The organism is Allobosea eneae (assembly GCF_042657265.1).
In the GTDB taxonomy this organism is placed as follows: Bacteria; Pseudomonadota; Alphaproteobacteria; order Rhizobiales; family Beijerinckiaceae; genus Allobosea; species Allobosea eneae.
The window spans coordinates 61,289-81,224 of sequence record NZ_JBHSLW010000002.1 but is presented as its reverse complement, the minus strand read 5'-3'; the positions used below and the strand labels follow the sequence as shown (position 1 = coordinate 81,224).

Genomic DNA, 19,936 nt, shown 5'->3' with positions numbered 1-19,936 from the left:
CTCAATACACCCGCGCCTTCGGCTTGATGTATTCGATGTCGTTCGAGAGCGTGTAGGTGTGCACCGGCCGGTCGTCGAGCGTGACGGTGCGCTTCTCGTCATCGATCCAGGCGAGCGTGTGCTTCATCCAGTCCTTGTCGTCGCGGTTCGGATAGTCCTCGCGGGCATGGGCGCCGCGGCTCTCCGGACGCTGCAGCGCCGAGTCCATGGTGACCACCGCCTGGGTGATCAGGTTCTCGAACTCCAGCGTCTCGATCAGGTCCGAGTTCCAGATCAACGAGCGATCCGTCGTGCCAATGTCGGTGATGCCGGCCCAGACCTCGTGGATCGCCTTGTGGCCGGCTTCGAGCGTCTCGCCGGTCCGATAAACCGCGCAATCGGACTGCATCGTCCGCTGCATCTTGTCGCGCAGCACCGCGGTCGGCGTGCCGCCCTTGGCATGGCGGTACTTGTCGAGGCGGGTGAGCGAGAGATCGGCCGAATTCGCCGGCAGCTCCGGCTGCTTCTCGCCGGCCTTGACCGTCTCCGCGCAGCGCAGGCCCGCGGCGCGACCGAAGACGACGAGGTCGATCAGCGAGTTCGAGCCGAGGCGGTTGGCGCCGTGCACGGAGACGCAGGCGGCTTCGCCGATCGCCATCAGGCCGGGCACGACCCGGTCGGGATCGCCGTCGACCTTGGTCAGCACCTCGCCGTGGAAGTTCGTGGGGATGCCGCCCATGTTGTAGTGCACGGTCGGGATCACCGGGATCGGCTCGCGGGTGACGTCGACGCCGGCGAAGATCTTGGCGCTCTCCGAGATGCCGGGCAGGCGCTCGTGCAGGATCTTCGGGTCGAGATGGTCGAGGTGGAGGTAGATGTGGTCCTTGTCCTTGCCGACGCCGCGGCCGGCCCGGATCTCCATCGTCATCGAGCGTGAGACGACGTCGCGCGAGGCGAGGTCCTTGGCCGAGGGAGCGTAGCGCTCCATGAAGCGCTCGCCCTCGGAATTGGTGAGGTAGCCGCCCTCGCCGCGGGCGCCCTCGGTGATCAGGCAGCCCGAGCCGTAGATGCCGGTCGGGTGGAACTGCACGAACTCCATATCCTGCATCGGCAGGCCGGCGCGCAGCACCATGCCGCCGCCGTCGCCGGTGCAGGTATGGGCCGAGGTTGCCGAGAAATAGGCGCGGCCATAGCCACCGGTCGCAAGGATCGTCTGTTGCGAGCGGAAGCGGTGCAGCGTGCCGTCATCAAGCTTGAGCGCGATCACGCCACGGCAATGACCATCCTCGTCCATGATCAGGTCGATGGCGAAGTATTCGATGAAGAACTCGGTGTTGTAGCGCAGCGCCTGGCCATAGAGCGTGTGCAGCATGGCGTGGCCGGTGCGGTCGGCGGCGGCGCAGGTGCGCTGGGCCGGCGGACCGTTGCCGAAATCGGTGGTCATGCCGCCGAAGGGGCGCTGATAGATCTTGCCGTCCTCGGTGCGCGAGAACGGCACGCCCCAGTGCTCGAGCTCGTAGACGGCGGCCGGCGCGTTGCGCACGAGATATTCGATCGCGTCCTGGTCGCCGAGCCAGTCCGACCCCTTGACGGTGTCGTACATGTGCCACTGCCAGGTGTCCTTGCCCATATTGCCGAGCGAGGCGGCGACGCCGCCCTGGGCCGCGACGGTGTGCGAGCGGGTCGGGAACACCTTGCTGATGCAGGCGGTGCGCAGGCCGGCCTGCGAGCAGCCGACCGTGGCGCGAAGCCCGGCGCCGCCGGCGCCGACGACGACGACGTCGAAGGTGTGGTCGGTGATGGGGTAGGCCTGGCCGGTATAGGCCGGGACCGGGCGGGCGCGGGTGATCGCCATGATCAGCCTCCGAACGAGATCTTCAGGAGCGCGAAGGCGCAGGCGGCGCCGACGGCGATCGCAAAGAAGGTGTTGGCCATCACGGCGACGAGCTTCAGCCCCTCGTGATGGACGTAGTCCTCGATGACCACCTGCATGCCAAGGCGCATGTGGACCGCACCTGATACGACGAAGAGCAGCATCAGGATCGCAACGATCGGGTTCGACAGCGCCGCGATGGCCGCGCCATAGGGCTTGCCGATCAGCGAGATCACGACGCACAGGAAAGCGAGCGTCAGGATGAGGTTGGCGACGCCCGTGACGCGCTGCAGCCAGAAATGCCCGGTGCCGGACTTGGCCGAACCGAGGCCGCGGACGCGGCCAAGCGGGGTGCGCATCGAGGAGTTGGAAAGCATTGTCGTGTTCCTCAGCGCGTCAGGACGATGATCCAGACGAGCACGGTGAGCCCGCCGGAGACGACGACACTGTACTTCGCCAGGTTCGTGCGGGTCTGCGGGTCGAAGCCGTGGCCGAGATCCCAGACGAAATGGCGCAGGCCGCCGACCATATGGTGCAGCAGCACGAAGGTGTAACCGAACAGCACGAGCCGGCCGAGGATCGAGCCCGCGATCCACTGCGCCGTTTCGTAAGCGGCCGGGCCCGAGGCGGCGGCGATGAGCCAGAGCGCAATCAGCAAAGTGCCGCCATAGAGCGCCACGCCGGTGGCGCGGTGGGCGATCGACGCCGCCATGGTCCAGGACCAGCGATAGATCTGCAGATGCGGGGAAAGCGGGCGCGCCGCCGGTCTGGATTCGGCCAAGTCTTGAACTCCCGACCCTTCAAGCTCACGAAGCGAAGATCGCTTGGTATCGTTCTAGAGTGAATGGCTCTCTAACGAAACTGTCCCCATGTCGCAATGCGGCAGGCAACAGGGCAATTACAGAAATTGAAAGCTGTAACTTTCTGCGCCGCTGCATATCCTAACCGCGTCCGGGTGGTCAGCGCGGCAGCAACGCCCAATAGTCGAAATCGAGAATCACGCCGTCGGCGTACTGATCGGCATGCTTGAGCGGATGCTCGTTGCAGGGCAGATTCTTGGTCGCGACGAGGCGCAGGCGCAGCGCCCCGACATCCTCGCGTCCGGGCACCTCGGCCGCCTCGAGCACCTCGCTCCAGGCAAAAACGGTGTCACCGGCGAACAGCGGCGAGACATGCCGGCCAGCATTAATCGCCGCGATGTGGAAGGCGTTGCCGAGCCCGTTGAAGGACAAAGCCCGCGCCAGGCTGATGACGTGGCCGCCATAGATCAGGCGCTTGCCGAAACGGGTCTCGCGCGCGCCATATCCGTCGAAATGCACCTTGGCGGTATTCTGATAGAGCCTGGTCGCGAGCTGGTGCTCGGCCTCCTCGACAGTCATGCCGTCGACATGGTCGATGCGCTCGCCCGCACGGTAATCGCCCCAGCGGAAGGGCGAGCCGGCGAGCGCGTCGTCATAGGCGGCGGGATGCAGCGGCGGGCAGCCCTCGGCCAGCGCCTCCGGCGCGACGGCCTTCGGCAGTTCCGGCACCAGTTCGAACGCAGCAGGGGTACCCGGCTGGCGCTTGCGAACCAGGACCCAGCGGGCATAGCTCAACACGATCTCATTGTGCTGGTTACGACCGATCGAGCGGACATAGACGATGCCGGCATCGCCGCCCGAGGTCTGCTTCAGCCCGATCACCTCGGAGGTGGTGGAGAGCGTGTCGCCCGGGAAGACCGGCTTGAGGAAACGGCCATCGGCATAGCCGAGATTGGCGACCGCGTTGAGCGAGATGTCCGGCACGGTCTTGCCGAAGACAATATGGAAGACCAGGAGGTCGTCGACCGGCGCGACGGGATAGCCGATCGCCCTGGCGAAGGCGTCGGAGGATTGCACGGCGAAGCGCGATCCATAGAGCGCGGTATAGAGCGAGACGTCGCCGACCGTGACCGTACGCGGCGTCGCGTGGACGATGGTCTCGCCGAGTCGGAAGTCCTCGAAGAAGCGGCCGGTGTTGGTCTTGCTGGCAATCTCGGACATCGGCCTGGCTCTCGCGACGGGCCTTCATTGTGCGCTGCGGCGCGGCCCGCCGTAAAGCTGGTCCGAAGTCGAAGGCTACCGGAAGTCGCGCGGTCTCAAGCCGGCATGGAACCAGGTGATCATCGAATAGATGTCGTAGACTGGCAGCCCGGTCGCCACCTGTACCGCCGCCGTATAGGGCGGCATGTTGGTGCATTCGAGCACGATCGCGCCAACTTCGGGATGTGCAGCGACCAGCCGTAGCGCCGCCTCGACTACGTCCTGCTCGGCGAGATCGATATCCATCTCCTCTTTTTCCGCCTTGATCAGCACGCGGAAGAATTCGCGGCCATTCTCGGTGCCGGTCACCGGCGTCTCGGCGGGGACGCCGACCGCCGTGAGATGCTCCGGCGTCAGCGTCGCCGCCGAGACGGTGACGAGGCCGACGCGCTTGCCGGGCGGCAGGGTCGCCTGCACCCAAGGCACCTGCATCAGCGAAGAGGTCGCGACGGGGACGCCGACAGCCGCCGCAAGCTCCTGCTGGAACAGCGACAGGAAGCCGCAATTGGTGGTGATCGCCTCGGCGCCGAGCCGGACCAGCTCCTGCGCCGCGACGACGAAATCGGGGAGCAGCCCGGCCGCTCCCTTCAGCACCACCTTTTCCGGGCTCGCCCCGGAGACGACGCGATAGAGCACCGGGAAGGGCCAGGTCGCGGCATTGCCCATGTCGCCGAAGATGCGCGGAAAGCGCGCCTCAAGCATCAGCACGCCGAGCGGCGCGCCATAGACCGCCTTGCCGCCCCTCGCGATGCCTCGCTTGCTCATGCCGTGATCTCGACCAGCTTAGTCAGGTCGACATTCGCGCCGCAGACGAGAACGCCGAGGCGCTCGCCGGGCTGCGGCTTGTAGGAGCCCGCGATCAGCGCACCGAGCGCCGCTGCGCCGCCGGGCTCCACCGCAAGGCGGAAATCGCGCCAGAGCAGCGCTTGGGCCTCGGTGATCGCCGCATCCGGGACCAGAGCGACATGGTCGACCGCATCCTTGCACACGTCATAGACCAGCTGGCCGACATTGCGGGCCCCCAACGAATCGGCCGCGACCGAGGCGACGGTCACCGTCACCGGCGCCTTCGCCTCGAGCGCCGCCTGCAGCGCCCGCGAGCCTTCCGGCTCGACGCCGACGACCTTGACGCTGGAACCGGCGAACCAGGCGGCGATGCCCGAGATCAGCCCGCCGCCGCCGACTGCGACCAGCACCGTGTCGAGATCGGGCTCCTGCTTGTGCCATTCGCGCCCGAGCGTGCCCTGGCCGGCGATCGTCTCCTTGGCCGAGAAGGGATGAATCTTCAGTGCCCCGGTCTCGGCGACGAATTTGTCGCAGGCGGCCTGAGCGTCGTCATATTGCGCGCCGCCGATCCGGACCTCGGCGCCGAAGCGGCGGATCGCCTCGATCTTGGCGGCCGGCGAGATCTCCGGCACGAAGATCGTCGCCTTCACGCCGCGCTTGCCGGCGGCATAGGCGACGGCGGCGCCGTGATTGCCGCCCGAGGCGGCGGCGACGCCTGCGGCCGGCACATCGAGCGAAAGCAGATTGTTGAAGGCGCCGCGCGTCTTGAACGAGCCGGCATGCTGCAGGCTTTCGAGCTTGAGCGAGACATCGGCGCGCGAGCCGAAGGCGCCGGTGCCGAGCCGCATCACCGGGGTGGTGCGGGCATGGCCGGCAATGCGATCAGCCGCAGCCTCGATCATCGAGCGCGGAACAGGCTTCTCAGTCATGGCGGTATCCTGGACGAGGGAGCGATCCGCGACATAGGTCCAGATCGCGATCGGTAGACCTTGGCTATCGCGTCCCGGTGGATCGGGGAAGGGCCTGCCACGCCCGCCGGCAATGTGCCGGGCGACGACCAGCGCTGCGAGCGCATCGAGCGCATCGTCGGCCCTGGCGCCGCGCGGCGGTCTGGCATGCACGATTGCCTCCGGCAGCCCGGCCGCCAGCAGCAAAGCGCGGCGCTCGGCCATGCCGGCCGGGTTGACCACGCTCTTGATCTTCTTCGGGTGCAGCAGCGGCGCGCCGCGCATGGTCGCGAAGGCGAGCTCCGGATGCGTCTCATAGATGCGCGTGCACCAATCCGGCTCGGCCCGCAGCAGCGCGTCGATCTCGCGGATGCGCGGGAACAGATGGAAGCCCTGCTTCGAGACCTTGCGCGGCGGCTCGGATGTCTCCAGCGCCAGCCGACAGGCTTCGGCATAATCGGCCGCATGGACGGCGCTGCGCGAAGGGATCGAGAATACCGAGGATTGCCGCTCGCCGAGGAGCGCCCGCACCGCCTGCTCCGGCCCACGTCCCGATCCGGAGATCCGGTCCGGCAGGCCGATCGGCATGTCGACTGCGATCAGCTCCGGCACAAGTGGGCCGGCAAGCAGATCGTCCCAGCGCGGAATGACGCGCAAGAAGGGCGCTTCCGTCCCTGAAAGTTCGGCGAAGGCCGCGATCCAGCCCGCCTTGCAGCCATCGACCCCGGCAATCCAGCCCATCACCGTCCCGTCATCCGTCTTTCGCACAACTGACATTGCATTGCGGCGCAGCTTAGTGTGCACTGCAGCGAACCCGGCGACCCTCAATCCGGAGAACACTATGACCGACATCCGTCCGCGCCGCAGCGTCCTCTATATGCCCGGCTCCAATGCCCGCGCCCTCGAAAAGGCCCGCGAGATCGCCGCTGACGCGCTGATCCTGGATCTCGAGGACGCGGTCGCCCCCGACGCCAAGGACCTGGCGCGCGAGCAGGTCTGCGCCGCCGTGAAGGCCGGCGGCTATGGCCGGCGCGAGCTGGTCATCCGCACCAATGGCATCGACACGCCCTGGTTCGACGCCGACCTCGCCGCCGCGACGGAGGCTGCCCCCGACGCGATCCTGATCCCCAAGGTCTCCTCGCCCGAGACCCTGGTCGAGATCGGCCATCGCCTGACCGGGCTCTGGGCCAAGCCGGAGACGCGGGTCTGGGCGATGATCGAGACGCCGCTCGCCATCCTCGATTGCGAGAGGATCGCGCGCGCCGCCCGCGATCCCTCGACCCGCCTCGCCTGCTTCATCCTTGGCACCAACGACCTCGCCAAGGAGACGCGCGCCCGCTTCGTCCCGGGCCGTGCGCCGATGCTGCCCTGGCTGACCACGGCGATCCTCGCCGCACGCGCCCATGGCGTGGACGTGATCGACGGCGTCTACAACGATCTCAAGGATGAGGCCGGCTTCAAGGCCGAATGCGAGCAGAGCCGCGATCTCGGCTTCGACGGCAAGACCCTGATCCATCCCAATCAGGTCGCCCTGGCGAATACGGTTTTTGCGCCGGAGGAGAGCGAGTTGACGCGTGCCCGCGCCATCATCTCGGCCTTCAACGAGCCTGAGAACGCCAATAAGGGCGCGATCCAGCTCGACGGCCGCATGGTCGAGCGCCTGCACGCGGAAATGGCCAAGCGTGTGGTGGCGCTGGCCGAGGCGATCGCAGCCTGATCACGACTGGCCGTCATTGCGAGCGCAGCGAAGCAATCCAGGAGACGTAGAGTTCCGCATCCCCTGGGTTGCTTCGTCGCTTCGCTCCTCGCAATGACGGTGAAGCGCCATGTAGAAACGAAAAGGCCGGGAGCGAGCTCCCGGCCTTTTCAAGTCTGTCCGACGAGCTGAGCTCAAGCCGCCTTGCGCTGCTCGAACACGCCCTTGAACTCCCGCAGCTGCACGAGCTGGTCGTGCAGGCGCTTCTTCTCGGCCTCGTCATGCGAGCCGGCATGGCGGGTCTCGGCGGTCAGGATTTCCGCGTCGAGGACGGCGGTGTCGACGTCCTCAAGGAAGCGGGCCTGCTCGGCCAGGATGGTGACGCTCGTCGCGTTGACCTCGGCGAGGCCGCCCGAGACGAAGAATTCCTTACCGTTGCTGGAGTCGGTCTGGACCAGGACGATGCCCGGCTTCAGCACGGCAACGACCGGGGCGTGACCGGCGAGCACGGTCATCTCGCCCTCGACCGACGGCACGATGACGCTGACGGCGTCGCCCGAGAACAGGATGCGCTCCGGCGAGACGAGTTCGAATGTGAAGGTGGCCATCGTAAAATCTCTCCAGGCTCGTCATGGTCGGGCCTGACCCGACCATCTCTGAAACCAGTGTCTTCTCGTCCAGAGATTCCCGGGACAAGCCCGGGAAAGACGCGTGTCACGCCCCCCGACCGACCGATGCCGGCCGGGATGGCCCGTGAAACTTACGCCGCCTCAGCAGCCAGGCGCTGGGCCTTCTCGATCGCTTCCTCGATCGAGCCGACCATGTAGAAGGCGGCTTCCGGCAGGTGGTCGTACTTGCCCTCGACCAGGCCCTTGAAGCCCTTGATCGTGTCCTCGAGCGCGACGAGCTTGCCCGGCGAACCGGTGAAGACTTCGGCGACGAAGAAGGGCTGCGACAGGAAACGCTCGATCTTGCGGGCGCGGGCGACGGCCAGCTTGTCCTCTTCCGAGAGCTCGTCCATGCCCAGGATCGCGATGATGTCCTGCAGGGCCTTGTAGCGCTGGAGGATCTGCTGGACCTGACGGGCCACCGCGTAGTGCTCCTCGCCGACGATGGCGGCCGAGAGCATGCGCGAGGTCGAGTCGAGCGGGTCGACCGCCGGGTAGATGCCCTTTTCCGCGATTGAGCGCGAGAGCACGGTCGTGGCGTCAAGGTGCGCGAAAGAGGTCGCCGGCGCCGGGTCGGTCAGGTCGTCCGCCGGCACGTAGATCGCCTGCACCGAGGTGATCGAGCCCTTGTTGGTGGTGGTGATCCGCTCCTGCAGGTTGCCCATGTCCGTGGCGAGCGTCGGCTGATAGCCGACCGCCGACGGGATGCGGCCCAGCAGCGCCGACACTTCCGAGCCGGCCTGGGTGAATCGGAAGATGTTGTCGACGAAGAACAGCACGTCCTGGCCCTTGTCGCGGAAGTCTTCAGCGACGGTCAGGCCGGTCAGCGCGACGCGGGCGCGAGCGCCCGGCGGCTCGTTCATCTGGCCGTAGACGAGGGCGCACTTCGAGCCGTCGCCGCCGCCCTTCTTGTTCACGCCCGACTCGATCATCTCGTGATAGAGGTCGTTGCCCTCGCGGGTGCGCTCGCCGACGCCGGCGAACACCGAATAGCCGCCATGGGCCTTCGCGACGTTGTTGATCAGCTCCATGATCAGCACGGTCTTGCCGACGCCGGCGCCGCCGAACAGGCCGATCTTGCCGCCCTTGGCGTAAGGCGCCAAGAGGTCGACGACCTTGATGCCGGTGACCAGGATCTGCGCGTCCGTGGCCTGCTCGGCATAGGACGGAGCCGGCTGGTGGATGCCGCGGGTGGCGGTGGTCCTGATCGGGCCGGCCTCGTCGACCGGCTCGCCAATGACGTTCATGATGCGGCCGAGGCATTCGTCACCGACCGGAACCGCGATCGGGGCACCGGTGTCGGTGACCTCCTGGCCGCGGACCAGACCTTCGGTCGAGTCCATGGCGATGGTGCGGACGGTGTTCTCGCCGAGGTGCTGGGCGACCTCGAGGACGAGACGGTTGCCGAGATTCGTGGTCTCGAGCGCGTTCAGGATCTCTGGCAGAGTGCCGTCGAACTGCACGTCGACGACGGCGCCGATGACCTGCGAAACGCGGCCGGTGCCGGTGTTGGCGGGCTTGTCGGTCTTGGTCTTGGTAGCGGCTTTGGCCATGGTTCGAACCTCGGATGCGAAGCGTGTCGGGTGGGCCGGCACGCCGGCCTGAATTTAGGCGGTTAGAGCATGATGCCGAAAAGTGGGCACCGGTTTCCGGCCGACATCATGCTCTCTCTCTTCAAAAACTACAGCGCTTCCGCGCCGGAGATGATCTCGATCAGTTCCTTGGTGATCATCGCCTGACGCGAGCGGTTGTAGATCGTCGTCTGCTTCTTGATCATCTCGCCGGCATTGCGCGTGGCGGAGTCCATGGCGGACATGCGCGCGCCCTGCTCGGAGGCGGCGTTCTCGAGCAAGGCCCGCAGCACCTGAACCGTCAGGTTGCGCGGCAGCAGCGTCTCGAGGATCTCGCTCTCTTCCGGCTCGTAGTCGTAGACCGCGTCGGTCGTCTTGGCGCCGGCCGGGATCTCGGCCGGGATGATCTGCTGCGCCGTCGGGATCTGCGAGATCACCGATTTGAACTTCGAGAAGAACAGCGTCGCAACGTCGAATTCGCCGGCGGCGAAGCGCGTCAGGATGTTCTGCGCGATCGTCTCGGCATTGGCGAAGCCGAGCTGCTTGAAGGCGCGCAGGTCGACAAGCTCGATGATATCCGCGGCGAACTGCCGGCGCAGGATGTCATAGCCCTTCTTGCCGACGCAGATGATCTTGACCGTCTTGCCTTCGGCCTTGAGCGCGTTCGCCTTGTCGCGGGCGAGACGGGCGATCGAGGAGTTGAAGGCGCCGCACAGGCCACGCTCGGCCGTGCAGACGACGAGCAGCTGGACCTTGTCCGAGCCCGTGCCGGCGATCAGGCGCGGCGCGCTGCCATTGGCGAGGCCGCCGGCGAGGTTGGCCAGCACCGCTTCCATGCGCTCGGCATAGGGACGGGCCGCCTCGGCCGCGGTCTGCGCGCGGCGCAGCTTCGCCGCCGCGACCATCTGCATGGCCTTGGTGATCTTCTGCGTCGCCTTCACCGAGGCGATGCGGTTGCGTAGGTCCTTAAGGGACGGCATCCGGTCTTGATCCCCTATCCGTCATTGCGAGGGCGCAGCGACGAAGCATCCAGAACTGGCGCGCAGCGGGGCTGGATTGCCTCGCTGCGCTCGCAATGATCAGGCGAAGGACTTGGCGAAGCCTTCGACGATCCCCTTCAGCTTCGCGGCGTTCGCGTCCGAAAGGTCCTTCGAGGAGCCGATCTCGTTCAGAAGGTCGGTGTGCTTGCTGCGGACCAGCGAGAGCAGCCCGTCCTCGAAAGCGCGCACCTTGCTGACCGGGAGCGGGTCGAGATAGCCGTTGACGCCGGCATAGATCACCACGACCTGCTCTTCCATCTTCAGCGGCGAGAACTGCGGCTGCTTCAGGAGCTCGGTCAGGCGGGCGCCGCGGTTGAGCAGGCGCTGGGTGACGGCGTCGAGGTCCGAGCCGAACTGGGCGAAGGCAGCCATCTCGCGATACTGGGCGAGCTCGCCCTTGATCTTGCCCGCGACCTTCTTGGTCGCCTTGGTCTGGGCCGAGGAGCCGACGCGCGAGACCGAGAGGCCGACGTTCACCGCCGGGCGGATGCCCTGGTAGAACAGGTCAGTCTCCAGGAAGATCTGGCCGTCGGTGATCGAGATCACGTTGGTCGGGATGTAGGCCGAGACGTCGTTGGCCTGGGTCTCGATGACCGGCAGCGCCGTCAGCGAGCCGTTGCCGGCGGCGTCGCCCATCTTGGCGGCGCGCTCGAGCAGGCGGGAGTGGAGATAGAACACGTCGCCCGGATAGGCCTCGCGGCCCGGCGGGCGGCGCAGCAGCAGCGACATCTGGCGATAGGCGACGGCCTGCTTCGACAGGTCGTCATAGATGATCACGGCGTGCATGCCGTTGTCGCGGAAATACTCGCCCATCGAGCAGCCGGCGAACGGCGCCAGGAACTGCATCGGGGCCGGGTCGGAGGCGGTGGCCGCCACGACGATGGAGTACTCCATCGCGCCGCGCTCCTCGAGCACCTTCACCAGCTGGGCGACGGTCGAGCGCTTCTGGCCGACGGCGACGTAGACGCAGTAGAGCTTCTGGCTCTCCGGCGCGCCTTCGACGTTGAGCGGCTTCTGGTTCAGGATCGCGTCGAGCGCCACGGCGGTCTTGCCGGTCTGGCGGTCGCCGATGATCAGCTCGCGCTGGCCGCGGCCGATCGGGATCAGGGCGTCGATCGCCTTGAGGCCGGTCGCCATCGGCTCGTGCACCGACTTGCGCGGGATGATGCCGGGGGCCTTGACGTCGACGCGGGCGCGCTGGGCCGACTTGATCGGGCCCTTGCCGTCGATCGGGTTGCCGAGCGCATCGACGACGCGGCCGAGCAGCTCCTTGCCGACGGGCACGTCGACGATGGCGCCGGTGCGCTTGACGGTCTGGCCTTCCTTGATCTCGCGGTCGGAGCCGAAGATGACGACGCCGACATTGTCGCTCTCGAGGTTGAGGGCCATGCCACGCACGCCCGTCTCGAACTCGACCATCTCACCGGCCTGAACCTTGTCGAGGCCGTAGACGCGGGCGATGCCGTCACCGACGGAGAGAACCTGACCGACCTCGGTGACCGAGGCTTCCGAGCCGAAGTTCGAGATCTGCGACTTCAGGATAGCGGAGATTTCAGCGGCGCGGATGTCCATCAGCCGACCTCTTTCATGGCAAGACGAATAGAATTGAGCTTGGTTTTCAGGGACGCATCGACCATGCGCGAGCCCATCTTGACGACGAGACCGCCGATGATGGCCGGGTCGACCTTGAGCGAGACGTCGACATCCTTGCCCGCGACCTCCTTGAGGGCGGCGGTGATGTCCTTGAGCTGGGCGGCAGAGGGCTCCTCGGCCAGCGTGACCTCGGCGCTGACGACGCCCTTGGCCTCGGCGACCTTGGCGCGGAAGGCGCGGATCATGCCCGGCAGCGCGAACAGGCGGCGCTTGCTGGCGACGAAGCCGATGAAGTTGGCGGCAAGTCCGGCGATGCCGGCCTTGGCGGTGAGCGCGGTGATGGCGGAGACCTGGTCCTGCGCCGAGAAAGCCGGGCTCTCGATCAGGCGCTTGAGATCGTCACTCTCGGCGATCATCGCGGCGAAGCCGTCGAGATCCTTGGCCACGGCGTCGACCGCACCGGCCTCGCTGGCCAGCTCGAACAGTGCCGTTGCGTAACGCTCGGCCACGCCCGAGACTGGGGACTGTTCCTGCGATCCGCCCTCGGCCACGCTCTCGCTCTCTCTTCCAGGGGACCGCTCCGGCGACCTTCTGGCGAAGGTGGAGTGCACGGCCCCGACGCTGCGATGATCAAGCGCGCGACAAACCTATTCCAGGGCTTGCGGCGCTTGGATTGCGGCGGTGCGATAGCATGGGGTTTCGGGGTGCGCAACCGACGAAATACCCGCCTCTCATGCTTTGGATGCGGTCGAAAGAAGCAGAGGATGCACATTGCGACGGCCCACACGGCCGTCCGGCCTGAATCCGGCTAAAGGAAGCTTTGCGGATCGACATCGACCGCGACCCTGACCGAGCCCTTCGGCCGAGGCGCCCGCTTCAGCCAGGCGCGCAGGTAATCCTGCAGATTGATCTCGCGCGCTGTCCTAACGATGAGCCGCATGCGATGGCGCCCACGGAGGATGGCGAGCGGCGCCTCGGCCGGCCCGAGCACGGCGACGCCGGCCGGCGCCTCGGCGCAACGCGCCAGCGCCCGCGCATGGGTCTCGGCCTCGCCTTGCGAATTCGCCGAGACGATCAGCCCGGCGAGCCGGCCGAAGGGCGGCAGGCCGGCGGCCTCGCGCGCCGCGGTCTCGGCCGCATAGAAGCGCTCGGGATCGCCGGAGACCAGTGCCTTCAGCACGGGATGGCTGGGGTCATGGGTCTGCAGCAGTGCCCGCCCCGGCTTCTCGCCGCGCCCGGCCCGGCCCGTTACCTGCCTGAGCACCTGGAAGGTGCGTTCGGCGGCACGCGGATCGCCCGAGGTCAGGCCGAGATCGGCATCGATCACGCCGACCAGTGTCATGCCCGGAAAGTTGTGGCCCTTGGCGACGAGCTGCGTGCCGATGACGATGTCGAACTCGCCCTCGGCCACCGCCATCAGCTCCTGCTTCAGGCGCTCGGTTCCCCCCGGAAAATCGCTGGACAGCACGATCGAGCGCGCCTGCGGGAACTGGGTCGCAACCTCCTCGGCCAGGCGCTCGACGCCCGGCCCGCAGGCGACGAGGCTTTCGGGCTGGTGGCAGGCGGGACATTCATGCGGGCGGCGCTCGACATGGCCGCAATGATGGCAGACCAGCGCCCGCCGGAAGCGATGGTCGACCAGCCAGGCCGAGCAGTTCGGACATTGGAAACGGTGGCCGCAGTCGCGGCACAGCGTCAGCGGCGCATAGCCGCGCCGGTTGAGGAAGAGCAGCGACTGCTCCTTCGCCTCGAGATTGGCCTCGACCGCCTTGATCAGCTGCGACGAGAGCCAGCGCCCGCGCTCCGGCTTGTCCTTGCGCAGGTCGACTAGGCCGAGCGTGGGCAATTCGCGCCCGCCATAGCGCTCGGGCAGCTTCAGATGGAGATAGCGGCCGCGCTCGGCGTTGACCCGCGTCTCCAGCGAGGGTGTCGCCGAGGCCAGCACCACCGGCGCGTTCTCGATCTTGCTGCGCACAACCGCCATGTCGCGAGCATGGTAGGCGACGCCGTCCTCCTGCTTGTAGGCGGCCTCGTGCTCCTCATCGACGATGATCAGGCCGAGGTCCCGGTAGGGCAGGAACAGGGCCGAGCGCGCACCGGCGACGACCAGCGCCTCGCCCCTGGCGATTGCCGCCTGCAGCCGCTCGCGCCGGCGCCCGCTCACGGCCGAATGCCACAGCCCCGGCCGGACGCCGAAGCGCGCCTCGAAGCGATCGATGAACTGCGCGGTCAGCGCGATCTCCGGCATCAGGATCACGCTCTGGCGCCCGAGGCGGATCGCCTCGGCGACGGCCTCGAAATAGACCTCGGTCTTGCCGGAGCCGGTGACGCCTTCGAGCAGCGCGACCTGCCAGGACTGCTTGCGCACCAGATCGGCGAGCGCATCGCCGACCGCGCGCTGGTCGTATGAGAGCTGCGGTATGGCATGATCGGGATCGGGCCGGGCCGCGATCGCCTCCTGCGGTAACGGCTCGACGCAGAACGTGCCGGCATCGACGAGGGAATCGATCACCGCCGTACTGACCGAGGCTGCCTCGGCCAGCGCTGACTTGCCGATCAGCAGCCCGCCTTCGGCGGCGGCGATGGCGCGGGCGCGGGCCGGCGTCATCCGCGCCGGCGGTGCACCCGCCAATCGCACTCCGAGTTTGGGCCGTTCCGGGGTGTCGTCGGGCGGACGCTTCAAGGCAAGCGCCAGCACCGACCCCTTGGCGGCGAGCGTGTACCAGGCGACCCAGTCGACCAGCTTGCGCAGGGCCGGATCGAGCGGCGGCATGTCGAGCTTGGCGACGACTTTCTTGAGGTTGCCGCCGCGGCCGGAGCCGGCCTCCCAGACGACACCGACCGTCTCGCGTGGCCCAAGCGGTACCTGTACGACATCGCCCGGCGCAAGCTTCAGCCCCGACGGTACGGCATAGCTATAGGCCTGGTCGAGGCCAAGCGGGATCAGCACCTCGACCGTGCCGCCACCGCCCTGCCCCTCGTCGAGCGCATCGTCCATGCGCCCGTCTCTAGCACTGATTCGCGGCGCTGGCCGGCAGCAGTCGCCGCCGGTTATCGTTTCACGCCGTCACCGCTTGGCGCCGGCCGAAGGGCAGCGCCTTCCAGAGCATCGCTCCCCAGAGCAGCATGGTCAGCACGCCGAGCGTGCCGGCGATCGGCCGGTCGATGAAGCCGATGAAGGAGCCGCTCGCCTTGATCATCGAGCTCATGAAGTTCTGCTCCAGCATCTCGCCGAGCACGAGGCCGAGGATCAGCGGCGCGACGGGGATGCCATGCTCCTCGAGCAGCCAGCCGAACAGGCCCATCACCACCATCAGCACCACGCCGTAAAGCGAGTTGGTCATGGCGAATGAGCCGACCATGCAGAAGATCAGGATGATCGGCAGCAGGATATTGCGGGGCACCCGCAGGATCTGCTTGGCCGACTTGATCGCCGCCCAGCCGAGCGGAAACATCAGGAGGTTGGCGAGGATGAAGATGATGAAGACGGCGTAGATCAGCTCCGGCGTCTGCAGGAAGACGGTCGGCCCGGGGTTCATGCCCTTCATGTAGAGCACCCCGATCACGATCGCGGTGATCGAGTCGCCGGGGATGCCGAAGACCAGCGCCGGGATCCAGGCGCCGCCGAGCGCCGAATTATTGGCCGAGGTCGAATCGACGATGCCCTCGATATGGCCGGTGCCGAACTTCTCCGGCTCCTTCGAGAGCTTCTTCGAGACGGCATAGGAGACCCAGGCGGCGATATCGGCGCCGGCGCCCGGCAGGGCGCCGATCACCGTGCCGATCACCGAGCCGCGGATGAAGTTCTTCCAGTATTTGCGCGTTACCGCGCCGAGACCGGCGAACATGTTGCCGATGCTCTGCTGCACCATGACGCCGGCTTTCTCCATGGTCACGGCGCCGCGCAGCAGCTCGGAGACCGCGAACATGCCGATCAGCGTCGGGATGAAGTTGATGCCGGAGAGCAGGTCGACATTGCCGAAAGTGAAGCGCGGCTGGCCTGCGGCCGGGTCGATGCCGATCGTGCCGATGGCGAGGCCGATGAACAGTGAGAGCAGGCCCTTGAGCGGATCCCCGGTGCCGATGAAGACCGCGCAGGTCAGGCCGAGGCAAGCGAGCCAGAAATATTCGAAGGACGAGAAGTTGATCGCGACCTCCGCCAGGACCGGGGCGAGCACGATCAGGATGATCACGCCGAAGATGCCGCCGAGCACGGAAAACACGAGATTGACGCCCATGCAGAGGTCGAGCTGACCCTTCTTGGTCATCTCGTAGCTTTCGTCGGCATAGGCCGCCGATGCCGGCGTCCCGGGCATGCGCAGCATCGCCGCCGGGATGTCGCCGGCGAAGATCGCCATGGCGGTGGCCGTGACGATGGCGCCGAGCGCCGGCACAGGCGACATGAAGAAGGTAACCGGCACCAGGAGCGCCGTCGCCATGGTCGCGGTCAGGCCGGGCATCGCCCCGACGAACATGCCGAACATGGCCGAGCCCATGATGACGGCCAGCACATAGGGGTCGAAGACCAGGCCGAAGGCGGTCGCGATCGCGTTCATAACCGGCTCCTCAAAGGACGCTATCGAGGATGCCGCGCGGCAATGGCACGCGCATCAGCGACGAGAAGAACCAGTGCACCAGCCCGGTCATGACGACGGCGACCACCACGGCCGTGACCGGCCTGACGCCGAACCAGAGGAACAGGATGAGCTGGATCAGGAGTGCACAGGGGATGAAGCCGAGCGGCTCCGAGGCCACCAGATAGAACGCCATGGCCCCGAGCATCAACGCGAAGGAGGCGACGCGGCGCGGTACGCCGGTCCAGTCGTCGAGCATGAGCCAGCGCCCACCGGCCGCGCGCTGGCGCAGGCCGCGGACGATCAGCAGGGCCGAGCAGCCGATGATGCCGGCGCCGAGAATGCGCGGAAAGAGGCTCGGCCCGTATTCCTGGCCTGGAAAAGCGGAGAACGAAAAAGTCATCGCGATCATCGCGGCGGCGATCAGGATGAAGACCGCGCCGACGACGGCATCGTTGAAGCGCATGGGATCCAGCCTTCCTGAGCGGCGGGGCCGTGGCCGGGCGCTCTGGTCACGGGTCGGAGAAGACGAAAAAGGCGGCGACGCGCCGCGCCGCCGCCTTCGGTGCTGCGATATGTCAGGACGCTTTCTTGGCGAGCCCGCCAGCGGTCAGCGCGACGCCCATCTGCTTGTCGCTCTCGGCCATGAACTTCGCGAAATCAGGACCGTCCTTGTAGACCATCGCGAAGCCGCGTGAGTTCATGAAGTCGGTGTATTCCTTCGACTCGTAGATCTTCTTCAGCTCTTCGCGCATGACCTTCTGGACGTTCTCGGGCAGGCCCTTCGGTCCGCCGATCCCGCGCCAGGAACCCACTTCGGCGTCGATGCCGAGCGTCTCCTGCATGGTGGGAACGTCCTTGAACTGAGGGTTACGCGCGGGCGCCATGATCGCAAGCGAGCGGGCGCGGCCGGCGTCCAGCATGGCGCGCGCCTCCGGCACCGAGCAGGTCACGAGGTCGATGCCGCCAGCGGCGAGGTCCTGCATGGCCGGTGCGGCACCGTTCGAAGGCGCCCAGGAGACATGGTCGGGCTTCAGTTTCATGCCGAGCATCCACTGGATCAGCGCGAGGTGCCAGATGCCGCCCTGGCCGGTGCCCGACGCCTTGAGCTTGCCGGCCGGAGCCGCCTTGATCGCTTCGGCGAGGGCCTTGATGTCCTTGTAGGGCGCGTCGGCCTTGACCTGCACACCGGCAGGATCCGAGTTCATCTGAGCCAGGGGCGTGTAGTCAGCGAAGGTCAGCTGCGTCAGACCCTGATGATGCATCATCGCGATCTCGGAGGTGATGATGCCCATCGTGTAGCCGTCCGGCGCGCCCGTCGCGATCGCGGAATGGCCGACGACTCCCGAACCACCGGTGCGGTTCACGACGTTGAAGGGCTGGCCAAGGCTCTTCTCTAGCAGGCCGCCGACGATGCGTACAACCGCGTCGGTGCCGCCGCCCGCGCCCCAGGGGCAAATCATCTGGACCGGCCGCGTCGGCCATTTCGCCTGGCCGATCGCCGGGCGCGTAATCAGGCCCGTCGCGCCGGCTGCGGCTGCACCCGCCAGAACCGAACGTCTGCTGATTTTGCTCATTGTCGTCTTCCTCCCGTTCAATCGATTTAAATTTTGAAAGCTTCTTCGCCTGGTGGCGCGGCCTTCTTGTTAGTTGCCTTATCAGAGCCGATTGCCGCCGATCAGGCAACTATCTTCGTATGCTGTATGCACGATCACGCCAGCGGGCATCAGAGCCCACAGGCGATCGGCACGACGCTCTTGCCGGCCGCCTCGGCGATCGCGCCGGTGCTGAGCTCGCCGCCCGCCGCGCCGGCGCCAGGCTTTGTATCGCCCTTCTCCAGCATCGCCCTGAGTTGCGCGACGCCGGCGAGAGCGTAGTTGCGCTGCGGCGCGACCCCGGCGATCAGGGCCTTGTCGGAGGGGTTCGCGGTGACCAGCCCGGCAAGCCGCCCTTGCCGGTCGAAGACCGGACTGCCCGCCCCACCCGGCTGCAAGGGCGCCAGCACGGCGTCGCTCGTCACTTCTCCCGGCAGCGCGACCGCGGTGCGGGTGGCGGCGGTTCCGTCATAGGCGAGCACGACCACCGCCTCTTTCGCAGCGGGCGCGGCCTCGCGCAGCCCCGGTGCAGCACCGGCCGCCAGCCCGGGCACGTCGAGGAGCGCCAGCCCGCTCGCCTGATCCTGCGCCCGCAATTTCGCCGGACGCGTACCGACCTTGAGCCCCTTGCAGGGATCGACGGCGGCGCGCGCGGTCAGCACCAGCTCCTTGCCGACGACGAGACCGACGCCGAAGCGCTCGGTCGCCGGCTGTGCCGGGCCGCTTGCGACCGGCGGCACGCCGGGCGCAGCGGGCGTCTGCGCGGGAACCGGTGCCGCCCCGCTCGGGAACGGCTCGAAGCTGTCGGCGATGGCGGTCACCACCTTGTCGAAGGTCGCGGAGACGCCCTTGTCGTAGCCGACCGAGAAACCGCGCAAGCCCGAGGGGCCGAGCGACTGACGCCTGAAGAACTTCCCGGTCGGCGTTTCGCCTGCGACCACGAAGAAGGTGGGCTGCAGCAGCTTGTAGGTGACCTTGCGCTGCACGTTCGGATTGACCGCGATGGCGCGCTCGAAGATCGCCTGCAGCGGCTCGGTCGCCGGGCCGGCGCTGACATCGAGCGTGATCTTGCCGTCGGCGCTCTGCCAGCGGCTGCCGCCGGCCGGCGTCGCCTCGCGCTTCGGCAGCAGCTTTTGCGGGATGCCGATGCGCACGCCGGTCGGCTGGTCGGTGATCACGGCGAAGCCTGCCGCATCGCGCGCCGTCCTGGCGAGGCGCGCCAGCTCCTGCCGCTCGGCCGGTGTCAACTGCCCGTTCGGCTCGCCACGTCCAGCCTTGAAGCTGTTCACGGCGCGAAAGGTCAGCGCTCCGAAATTGCCGGTTGCGGCGCTGTTGAGATGCCCGGTCCAGATCAGATCGGACTGGATCGCCTTACGCTCGGCTTCGGGCAGCGCGGAAAAGCTCTGCGTCGCCGCAGCCAGGCGCGGATCGGCCGGCTGCTGTGCCTGCGCGGCACCGAGGCAGGCGAGCATGCCGGCGATACCGATCCAAGAGGAAACCTTGAGCACGACCTTCTCCTCATCCAGACCGCGCCGCAACGCGGCGCCATTCAGC

17 protein-coding genes are annotated in these 19,936 nt (G+C 67.3%); 1 reads left to right on the top strand and 16 read right to left on the bottom strand.

The annotated features are described in order from the left end of the window. Nucleotide 1: 1 nt before the first annotated feature. From sdhA to ACFPOB_RS00590, 6 genes are all read right to left on the bottom strand, one after another. A complete protein-coding gene (gene sdhA / locus ACFPOB_RS00615) occupies nt 2–1,834 on the bottom strand; it encodes a succinate dehydrogenase flavoprotein subunit (RefSeq protein ID WP_377795059.1) in 1,833 nt (610 codons plus the stop codon). Between the two features lie 2 nt (nt 1,835–1,836). Continuing rightward, the gene (gene sdhD / locus ACFPOB_RS00610; protein ID WP_377795058.1) at nt 1,837–2,229 is read right to left on the bottom strand and encodes a succinate dehydrogenase, hydrophobic membrane anchor protein; all 393 of its coding nucleotides are present in this window, start codon (nt 2,227–2,229) and stop codon (nt 1,837–1,839) included. A gap of 11 nt (nt 2,230–2,240) precedes the next feature. Then, nucleotides 2,241–2,633: a succinate dehydrogenase, cytochrome b556 subunit gene (sdhC, locus tag ACFPOB_RS00605; RefSeq protein ID WP_092158971.1), complete on the bottom strand. Its 393-nt coding sequence runs from the start codon at nt 2,631–2,633 to the stop codon at nt 2,241–2,243. Between the two features lie 178 nt (nt 2,634–2,811). Further along, nucleotides 2,812–3,873 (bottom strand): MaoC family dehydratase, encoded by a 1,062-nt coding sequence (locus ACFPOB_RS00600; RefSeq protein ID WP_377795056.1) that lies wholly within the window; start codon nt 3,871–3,873, stop codon nt 2,812–2,814. A 75-nt stretch (nt 3,874–3,948) separates the two neighbouring features. Beyond that, entirely contained in the window at nt 3,949–4,677 is a 729-nt protein-coding gene (locus tag ACFPOB_RS00595; RefSeq protein WP_377795054.1) for an aspartate/glutamate racemase family protein, read from the bottom strand. After that, nucleotides 4,674–6,413, bottom strand: coding sequence for a serine/threonine dehydratase (locus ACFPOB_RS00590; RefSeq protein ID WP_377795053.1), 1,740 nt, complete (start codon nt 6,411–6,413; stop codon nt 4,674–4,676). The genes ACFPOB_RS00595 and ACFPOB_RS00590 overlap by 4 nt, the downstream gene beginning before the upstream one ends. Before the next feature lie 73 nt (nt 6,414–6,486). On the opposite strand from ACFPOB_RS00590, the gene ACFPOB_RS00585 reads away from it, so the two are divergent. Continuing rightward, entirely contained in the window at nt 6,487–7,362 is an 876-nt protein-coding gene (locus ACFPOB_RS00585) for an HpcH/HpaI aldolase/citrate lyase family protein (protein WP_377795051.1), read from the top strand. Nucleotides 7,363–7,535: 173 nt separating this feature from the next. Here the strand turns inward: ACFPOB_RS00585 and ACFPOB_RS00580 are convergent, their stop codons facing one another. The 10 genes from ACFPOB_RS00580 to ACFPOB_RS00535 all read right to left on the bottom strand — a co-directional run bounded on the left by ACFPOB_RS00580 (nt 7,536) and on the right by ACFPOB_RS00535 (nt 19,890). Continuing rightward, on the bottom strand, nt 7,536–7,949 hold the full coding sequence (locus tag ACFPOB_RS00580) for a F0F1 ATP synthase subunit epsilon (protein ID WP_092158983.1): 414 nt from the start codon (nt 7,947–7,949) through the stop codon (nt 7,536–7,538). Nucleotides 7,950–8,101: 152 nt separating this feature from the next. Continuing rightward, a complete protein-coding gene (gene atpD, locus ACFPOB_RS00575; RefSeq protein WP_377795048.1) occupies nt 8,102–9,562 on the bottom strand; it encodes a F0F1 ATP synthase subunit beta in 1,461 nt (486 codons plus the stop codon). 128 nt (nt 9,563–9,690) lie between these two features. Continuing rightward, complete coding sequence (locus ACFPOB_RS00570; RefSeq protein WP_377795047.1) at nt 9,691–10,560, bottom strand: F0F1 ATP synthase subunit gamma; 870 nt, start codon at nt 10,558–10,560, stop codon at nt 9,691–9,693. Nucleotides 10,561–10,659: 99 nt separating this feature from the next. Next, complete coding sequence (atpA, locus tag ACFPOB_RS00565) at nt 10,660–12,192, bottom strand: F0F1 ATP synthase subunit alpha (RefSeq protein ID WP_377795045.1); 1,533 nt, start codon at nt 12,190–12,192, stop codon at nt 10,660–10,662. Then, nucleotides 12,192–12,764: a F0F1 ATP synthase subunit delta gene (locus ACFPOB_RS00560; RefSeq protein ID WP_377795044.1), complete on the bottom strand. Its 573-nt coding sequence runs from the start codon at nt 12,762–12,764 to the stop codon at nt 12,192–12,194. Before ACFPOB_RS00560 ends, atpA begins: the two co-directional genes overlap by 1 nt. Before the next feature lie 257 nt (nt 12,765–13,021). Continuing rightward, nucleotides 13,022–15,211 carry a primosomal protein N' gene (locus ACFPOB_RS00555; RefSeq protein ID WP_377795042.1) on the bottom strand — a complete coding sequence of 730 codons (2,190 nt, stop codon included), beginning with the start codon at nt 15,209–15,211 and terminating at the stop codon, nt 13,022–13,024. Between the two features lie 61 nt (nt 15,212–15,272). Continuing rightward, nucleotides 15,273–16,769, bottom strand: a complete 1,497-nt coding sequence (locus tag ACFPOB_RS00550; RefSeq protein ID WP_377795041.1) for a tripartite tricarboxylate transporter permease — start codon at nt 16,767–16,769, stop codon at nt 15,273–15,275. Between the two features lie 10 nt (nt 16,770–16,779). Then, nucleotides 16,780–17,253, bottom strand: a complete 474-nt coding sequence (locus ACFPOB_RS00545; protein WP_377795040.1) for a tripartite tricarboxylate transporter TctB family protein — start codon at nt 17,251–17,253, stop codon at nt 16,780–16,782. A gap of 112 nt (nt 17,254–17,365) precedes the next feature. Further along, nucleotides 17,366–18,364, bottom strand: coding sequence for a tripartite tricarboxylate transporter substrate binding protein (locus ACFPOB_RS00540; protein WP_377795039.1), 999 nt, complete (start codon nt 18,362–18,364; stop codon nt 17,366–17,368). A gap of 149 nt (nt 18,365–18,513) precedes the next feature. Beyond that, nucleotides 18,514–19,890 (bottom strand): S1 family peptidase, encoded by a 1,377-nt coding sequence (locus tag ACFPOB_RS00535; RefSeq protein ID WP_377795038.1) that lies wholly within the window; start codon nt 19,888–19,890, stop codon nt 18,514–18,516. Nucleotides 19,891–19,936: the final 46 nt, after the last annotated feature.

What these genes read in the sequence shown, in the direction of transcription:
- sdhA (WP_377795059.1), bottom strand. Translation starts at nt 1,834, where the DNA reads ATGGCGATCACCCGCGCCCGCCCGGTCCCGGCCTATACCGGCCAGGCC.
- sdhD (WP_377795058.1), bottom strand. Translation starts at nt 2,229, where the DNA reads ATGCTTTCCAACTCCTCGATGCGCACCCCGCTTGGCCGCGTCCGCGGC.
- ACFPOB_RS00600 (WP_377795056.1), bottom strand. Translation starts at nt 3,873, where the DNA reads ATGTCCGAGATTGCCAGCAAGACCAACACCGGCCGCTTCTTCGAGGAC.
- ACFPOB_RS00595 (WP_377795054.1), bottom strand. Translation starts at nt 4,677, where the DNA reads ATGAGCAAGCGAGGCATCGCGAGGGGCGGCAAGGCGGTCTATGGCGCG.
- ACFPOB_RS00585 (WP_377795051.1), top strand. Translation starts at nt 6,487, where the DNA reads ATGACCGACATCCGTCCGCGCCGCAGCGTCCTCTATATGCCCGGCTCC.
- ACFPOB_RS00580 (WP_092158983.1), bottom strand. Translation starts at nt 7,949, where the DNA reads ATGGCCACCTTCACATTCGAACTCGTCTCGCCGGAGCGCATCCTGTTC.
- atpD (WP_377795048.1), bottom strand. Translation starts at nt 9,562, where the DNA reads ATGGCCAAAGCCGCTACCAAGACCAAGACCGACAAGCCCGCCAACACC.
- ACFPOB_RS00570 (WP_377795047.1), bottom strand. Translation starts at nt 10,560, where the DNA reads ATGCCGTCCCTTAAGGACCTACGCAACCGCATCGCCTCGGTGAAGGCG.
- atpA (WP_377795045.1), bottom strand. Translation starts at nt 12,192, where the DNA reads ATGGACATCCGCGCCGCTGAAATCTCCGCTATCCTGAAGTCGCAGATC.
- ACFPOB_RS00555 (WP_377795042.1), bottom strand. Translation starts at nt 15,211, where the DNA reads ATGGACGATGCGCTCGACGAGGGGCAGGGCGGTGGCGGCACGGTCGAG.
- ACFPOB_RS00550 (WP_377795041.1), bottom strand. Translation starts at nt 16,769, where the DNA reads ATGAACGCGATCGCGACCGCCTTCGGCCTGGTCTTCGACCCCTATGTG.
- ACFPOB_RS00545 (WP_377795040.1), bottom strand. Translation starts at nt 17,253, where the DNA reads ATGCGCTTCAACGATGCCGTCGTCGGCGCGGTCTTCATCCTGATCGCC.
- ACFPOB_RS00540 (WP_377795039.1), bottom strand. Translation starts at nt 18,364, where the DNA reads ATGAGCAAAATCAGCAGACGTTCGGTTCTGGCGGGTGCAGCCGCAGCC.